This window comes from Lacticaseibacillus jixiensis (genome assembly GCF_042847315.1).
GTDB lineage: Bacteria > Bacillota > Bacilli > Lactobacillales > Lactobacillaceae > Lacticaseibacillus > Lacticaseibacillus jixiensis.
Genome location: NZ_BAAFPR010000054.1, coordinates 1 through 6,130, shown reverse-complemented (window position 1 = coordinate 6,130; position 6,130 = coordinate 1). Strand labels below are relative to the sequence as shown.

At 51.2% G+C, this 6,130-nt stretch carries 7 protein-coding genes; 6 read left to right on the top strand and 1 reads right to left on the bottom strand.

What is annotated here, in order from left to right; translation table 11 throughout:
• The 6 genes from ACGG90_RS15095 to ACGG90_RS15070 all read left to right on the top strand — a co-directional run.
• Positions 1 to 617, top strand: a 617-nt coding sequence (locus ACGG90_RS15095; RefSeq protein WP_390407408.1) for a transposase, incomplete at its 5' end; no start/stop codon positions are given.
• Between the two features lie 193 nt (positions 618 to 810).
• Complete coding sequence (locus tag ACGG90_RS15090) at positions 811 to 1,152, top strand: LPXTG cell wall anchor domain-containing protein (protein ID WP_390410665.1); 342 nt, start codon at positions 811 to 813, stop codon at positions 1,150 to 1,152.
• A gap of 60 nt (positions 1,153 to 1,212) precedes the next feature.
• On the top strand, positions 1,213 to 2,340 hold the full coding sequence (locus ACGG90_RS15085; RefSeq protein WP_390410664.1) for a class C sortase: 1,128 nt from the start codon (positions 1,213 to 1,215) through the stop codon (positions 2,338 to 2,340).
• Between the two features lie 93 nt (positions 2,341 to 2,433).
• Positions 2,434 to 2,856, top strand: a complete 423-nt coding sequence (mgsA, locus tag ACGG90_RS15080) for a methylglyoxal synthase (RefSeq protein WP_390410663.1) — start codon at positions 2,434 to 2,436, stop codon at positions 2,854 to 2,856.
• Between the two features lie 107 nt (positions 2,857 to 2,963).
• Positions 2,964 to 3,275: a nucleotide pyrophosphohydrolase gene (locus ACGG90_RS15075; protein ID WP_390410662.1), complete on the top strand. Its 312-nt coding sequence runs from the start codon at positions 2,964 to 2,966 to the stop codon at positions 3,273 to 3,275.
• The gene (locus ACGG90_RS15070) at positions 3,275 to 5,098 is read left to right on the top strand and encodes a DUF2075 domain-containing protein (protein WP_390410661.1); all 1,824 of its coding nucleotides are present in this window, start codon (positions 3,275 to 3,277) and stop codon (positions 5,096 to 5,098) included. Before ACGG90_RS15075 ends, ACGG90_RS15070 begins: the two co-directional genes overlap by 1 nt.
• Positions 5,099 to 5,513: 415 nt before the next feature.
• Here the strand turns inward: ACGG90_RS15070 and ACGG90_RS15065 are convergent.
• Positions 5,514 to 6,130: transposase (locus tag ACGG90_RS15065; protein WP_390407408.1), on the bottom strand; the 617-nt coding region annotated here is incomplete at its 5' end.

Genomic DNA, 6,130 nt, shown 5'->3' with positions numbered 1-6,130 from the left:
CGCCAAAATTTTACGAGATGTGCGACACACATGGCGTCGACTTTTTGGTTCGACTCAAGGCAAATTCAAAGCTTGGGAAGCTGGCAGAAACGGCCTTAGTGGATTGCCCTCCAAAATATGAAGAGAGCAAATGCGTCTACCACGAATTCAAGTATCAGGCCGCGTCATGGGGTAAAGCTCGCCGTGTTATCGTATGTTCTACTCATACGGCAGATGAGCTAGTTCCCTGGAACCACGCATTCGTAGTGACCAGCCTGGCCTCCGAGGCTCCAGAGACTTTGTTCAAGACCTATAGACAGCGGGGCAATGCTGAGAACCAAATTAAGGAGCTGAAATGCGGGTTTGGCTTTGACAAAACAGACAGCTCAACTTTTGCACGGAACACTGCACGAGCCTTGATCACCGGTATTGCCTATAACCTGGTTCAGCTCTTTAAACAGCTCTTTGTCTCGGAAGACCGTCGTTCAACCATCTCCTCGCTACGGTTCAGCCTCTTTCACATCGCCGGTAGGATTACTTGGCACGCCCGTCGTGTGGTGATTCATCTTGCTTCTAACTATGTTTACAAGAACTGGTTTAGTCGGCTCATGGACGAAGTCCATCAGTTGGCGACCTGAACTGAATAACTGAATAGGTCGTGCGTCGAGCCGAAAACTGGGTCGGTCTGTTCGTGGTGCATCGATCACCAACTTCTCCGCTCAGTCAGTATTCGCAACGATCCAAACGTTGCTTTCAGACCGGCCAGATGCGATTTCATGTCCCAAATACCGAGGTGAATAATCCAGGAATAAAGATGCTGCCACGACTTTTGTGAGTGATTCTAAAGATGGGACATTTGGCTTTGAAGCGGCCAGCGAAACTCGGATGACTGATCCGACTTCAACGCTAATGGGCTTGCGCAACCCAGATGATAAAGATGGTGTGGCTTACAGTTATGTCGAAACCAAAGCACCTACCGGGTACGATAATGACCATGGCACAACCGATAATGATCAGCATGAAGTTAATGATGAGGACCCGATTCAGGTCACTGATACGCCAAAAACGATCCTGCCACACACTGGCGGTATCGGCATCGTGTTGTATGTGGCTTTAGGTGCGGCACTGGTTGCACTGGGCACGGTGGCTTATAAGAAGCGGCGCGCTAACTAATTAAATTTCCATACGCAACAAGGGCGTCTTAGACGGCCTTGTTTTGTATTAGGGGGCAACATGGCAAAGAAGCACGAGAAGAAGGGCCTGGGCGTAATCGATGTGGTGATCTTGCTGCTGATCGTTGGCGGGCTGGGGGTGTTGTGTTATCCATTCGTGAGTGATGCATATGTTTCCTATCAAAACCAGCAAACCATCGACGCTTATCAGCAAATGGAAACCAAGAAGAATAACCGGGCCTTGGCCAAAGGCTTGCGCGCGTATCAAGCAAAGAACGCGCAACTGGCCAAAGCCCATACGGTGCCTGGCGTGAATCATTTTAACGCCGCGGTTAATGCGCAAGGCACTGCGGATACGCAGGCGAAGCGTGATCAGGCAACACTGGCCAACCAAACCGTGGCGCAACTCACCATTCCCAAGATCCATCTGAGCCTGCCGGTGTTTGATCACACCACTGACTGGCTGCTGCAATTTGGCGCATGTCGCTTAGATGGCACGAGTTACCCGACTGGCGGCAAAAGTACCCACGCGGTCATTTCAGCCCACCGCGGGGTGCCTAACGCAACGCTTTTCACGCGGTTGCCCAAGTTGAAGAAAGGTGACAAGTTCTTCATTAAGATCGGTGATCGCCACTTGGCCTACCAAGTCTTCAAGCGGCAAGTGATCAAACCCACTGCCGTTAACGCGCTGACAATCGTGCCTAATCAGGATCTGGTCACGCTGATGACTTGTACGCCATATATGGTCAATTCCCATCGCCTGCTGATCACCGGCCGGCGGATCCCTTATACTGCAGCAGATAACAAAGCTTCGCAAGAGGCGGCGCTTTGGAACAAATTGAAGCTGCTGTTTTGGGCGGTAATGGGGCTGTTGCTAGGTGGCTTGCTGGTGGCCTTAAGCCGCGGGCTGCTGATCAGTCGCAGTACCTACGCGTTGACTGAGGTGGTGCGCGATGAGACAGGCGCGGTATTGCCTGGAGTCGAGGTGGTGATTCGGCGTGGGCACAAGACCATTGATGTGCTGCGATCCGATCGTAGCGGACGCGTCTCAACTCAACTGGCAGGCGGCAAATACCACCTGCAAGTGCGCGACTCAAGGCATGGATATGTCGCCACGGCTGTTGTTAAACATTGGCGCGATCCGCAGTTTACGATCAAGCGCACGAAAAGCAACAAGTTTCGCACCTGATCGGGGTGGTTATCGGCAATGAGGTTGGCCTTGACGGCGTCCTTACCCAATGTGCTATCCTGAAGCTATTCATACCTAAAGGAGGCAGCCGCATTGAGAATTGCATTGATCGCACATGATGAGAAGAAACCATTGATGAGACAACTAGCCGTGGCCTACAAGCCAATCCTGGCCCAGCATGACTTGTTTGCCACCGGCCACACCGGCAGTCAAGTGCAGGAAGCCACGGGGTTGAAAGTCACCGGCTTTCATTCAGGACCGCTGGGCGGCGATCAAGAAATTGGGGCCTTGATCGCCAAGAATCAGCTCGACTTAGTGATTTTCCTGCGCGATCCGCTGACCGCGCAGCCGCATGAACCAGATGTTAATGCTTTGATCCGTTTGTGCGATGTTTATGATGTGCCTTTGGCGACGAATATCGGTACCGCTGAAGTGTTGTTGCGGGGGCTGGATAGCGGGTTCGTTAACTTCCGCAGCTTGGTTAACGGCGACACCAGCAAGCATGAAACCTATTAAATCGGCCAGTCCTGACGCAACACGTGCGGCGGGGCTGGTTTTTAGATGCACCGGGCTTTGATCAATCTGATACAATGTAGTCAAAAGTGCAGAAGGAAGCGGAGTCGATGGAGACACAGCAAGCGATCGCGGATCTGATCGCCTTTCGTAACGAGCGGGGATGGCAGGATTTTCATACCTTGCCGGCATTGGCGCGGGCGTTGGGGATCGAAGCATCTGAAGTGGAGAAGATTTTTCTGTGGCAGCATGAAGATGCTGAACTTTCTGAGCAGAAGCGCCAGGACTTGCGCCTTGAGCTGGCAGATGTGCTTACTTATGCGTATTACATGTGCGAGCAGCTGGGCGTTGATCCTAACGCAATTATTGAAGAAAAGCTGGCGATCAATAAGCAGCGCCATTGGGAATTTGAGGATAAATAATGGCAGAAGATGGGATTGCCGCGCCAGTGGTGCGCGAGGTTAAATACGATGTGAACAGTTTGGCCCAAATCGAACCGGTGTTGAAACCGCAAGAAGCCGAGCTGCTTTTTGAATTTCCGATGGTGTACGTCATCCATTCTGCGATGAAAAATCAGCTGACAGTTTACGTCGGCGAAACTAATGATATCAAGCGCCGGACCCTGCAGCACTTGGGCCAAGATCCGAGTCACCGATCAGATTGGGAAGCCCTTAAACAAGAGCAGAATGCGCAGATGATCGTCATTGGGCATGAGCACTTTAACAAGTCGCTGACGCTTGATATCGAGAATCGGCTGATGTTGTATTTGTCTGGCAGCAAAGCTGTCACGAAGCTGAACAACCGGCGCACTAACCCGCAAGGCAAATACTATCCAGTCCAAGAACGCGACCAGATTTTCAGCGAAATCTGGGGCAAACTAAATCAGATCAATGCAGTCGCCTTTCCCGTCGAAGCAGTGATCAAAGATTCTGCGCTATTTAAAGCCTCACCGTTTCATGAGTTGACTGATGAGCAACAACAAGCGCGGCAGTTGATTTTGGACCGCGTGGCCAACGCCTTGCAAAGTCGCGCCACTGGACAGCTGATCTTGGTGGAAGGCGAGGCCGGATCAGGCAAAACGGTGCTGTTAAGCAGCATGTTCTATGAAATGATCAAGACTTTGAATCAACATGGCCGATCGCTTAAGTCAGATGAAACGCCATTGTCTGCGGCATTATTGGTCAATCATGATGAACAGCTGAAAGTCTATCAGCAGGTCATGTATAAGCTGGAAGTGGCGTCTCCTAAATCTGACAACGTAGCCAAGCCGACGCATTTTATCCTGACGCATCAAACCAGCGACCCCGTCGACGTGGTGTTGGTCGATGAAGCGCACTTGTTGTGGACGCAAGGCAAGCAGACTTATCAAGGCAAGAATCAGTTGTTTGACTTGCTGCAACGAGCGCGGGTGGTGATCGCGGTGTTCGATCGCAACCAGATCATCGCCACCAATGGCTATTGGGAGCAAAAGCAGCTGGCTGAACTTGAAGGTCAGGCGGCTAAGAAACATAATTTGATCACGTTAAGGCACCAGTTGCGGATGCAAGGCGGGCCGGCAGTTGAACGGTGGTTGACAGCATTGGTGCAAGGCCATGAGGTGCTGCCGCTGCCGCAAGACGATAAGCAAGGGTATGAGATCAAAGTTTTCAACGATCCGCAGGCCTTACATGAAGCAATTAAGCAACAAGATCAGCATGATCAAAACCACGGCTTATCCAGAATGCTGGCAACGTTTGATTGGCCGTTCATTCAAGGTAAAACAGATGAACATGGCCAGCCTTGGCAAGTGCGCATCGGCGACTGGGCGATGCCTTGGAACAAGCAAATGAAGCCTGAGTCAGCCGCTGCCAAGCGTCAGGTGCAAAAGCTGGCCTGGGCTGAAGTGCCAGACACGATCGATGAAGTTGGCTCGACTTTTACGATTCAAGGGTTTGACTTGAATTATGCCGGGGTCATCATTGGCCCATCGGTGAAATTGCGCGATGGGCAAATCGTCTTTGATGCCAGTGCCAGCTGCAACCGGCGTGCAAAGAACAAGCGCACATTGGCTGATAACACAAAAGTCGATGTTTCACAGGAATTGTTGCAAAATGAACTGAATGTCTTATTGACGCGCGGCGTCCATGGCTTGTATCTCTACGCCGTAGATCCAGCCTTGCAAGCGGCGCTGATGGCGGCGCAAAGCGGGCGTTATAGTTTGGTTGCGGAAGATAAACGGCAGTACCGCAGCGATCAGGGGCAATAACTGCTGGATCTGTGAAGCGTGGCGATTGTAGGTCATGCAGTGCCCAGCTGCGACAGTCAATTGTACAAACTTAAGCCGACATCGACCGAGGGGATGGCGGCTTTTTGTTTGCTGATTTGCGCTAGGCTCACTGCTTGCACATTGATCGTCAATCGCTCATCAGCTGTTGCGCCAGCTTCAATACCAACTGCTTGGTAGATTCATACTGTGTGCGATTATTGTATTCAACCTGCCAAACATAAGTATCCTGGATTATTCACCTCGGTATTTGGGACATGAAATCGCATCTGGCCGGTCTGAAAGCAACGTTTGGATCGTTGCGAATACTGACTGAGCGGAGAAGTTGGTGATCGATGCACCACGAACAGACCGACCCAGTTTTCGGCTCGACGCACGACCTATTCAGTTATTCAGTTCAGGTCGCCAACTGATGGACTTCGTCCATGAGCCGACTAAACCAGTTCTTGTAAACATAGTTAGAAGCAAGATGAATCACCACACGACGGGCGTGCCAAGTAATCCTACCGGCGATGTGAAAGAGGCTGAACCGTAGCGAGGAGATGGTTGAACGACGGTCTTCCGAGACAAAGAGCTGTTTAAAGAGCTGAACCAGGTTATAGGCAATACCGGTGATCAAGGCTCGTGCAGTGTTCCGTGCAAAAGTTGAGCTGTCTGTTTTGTCAAAGCCAAACCCGCATTTCAGCTCCTTAATTTGGTTCTCAGCATTGCCCCGCTGTCTATAGGTCTTGAACAAAGTCTCTGGAGCCTCGGAGGCCAGGCTGGTCACTACGAATGCGTGGTTCCAGGGAACTAGCTCATCTGCCGTATGAGTAGAACATACGATAACACGGCGAGCTTTACCCCATGACGCGGCCTGATACTTGAATTCGTGGTAGACGCATTTGCTCTCTTCATATTTTGGAGGGCAATCCACTAAGGCCGTTTCTGCCAGCTTCCCAAGCTTTGAATTTGCCTTGAGTCGAACCAAAAAGTCGACGCCATGTGTGTCGCACATCTCGTAAAATTTTGGCG

Coding starts and splice junctions, on each gene's coding strand:
- ACGG90_RS15070 (WP_390410661.1), top strand. CDS start 3,275: ATGGCAGAAGATGGGATTGCCGCGCCAGTGGTGCGCGAGGTTAAATAC.
- ACGG90_RS15085 (WP_390410664.1), top strand. CDS start 1,213: ATGGCAAAGAAGCACGAGAAGAAGGGCCTGGGCGTAATCGATGTGGTG.
- ACGG90_RS15075 (WP_390410662.1), top strand. CDS start 2,964: ATGGAGACACAGCAAGCGATCGCGGATCTGATCGCCTTTCGTAACGAG.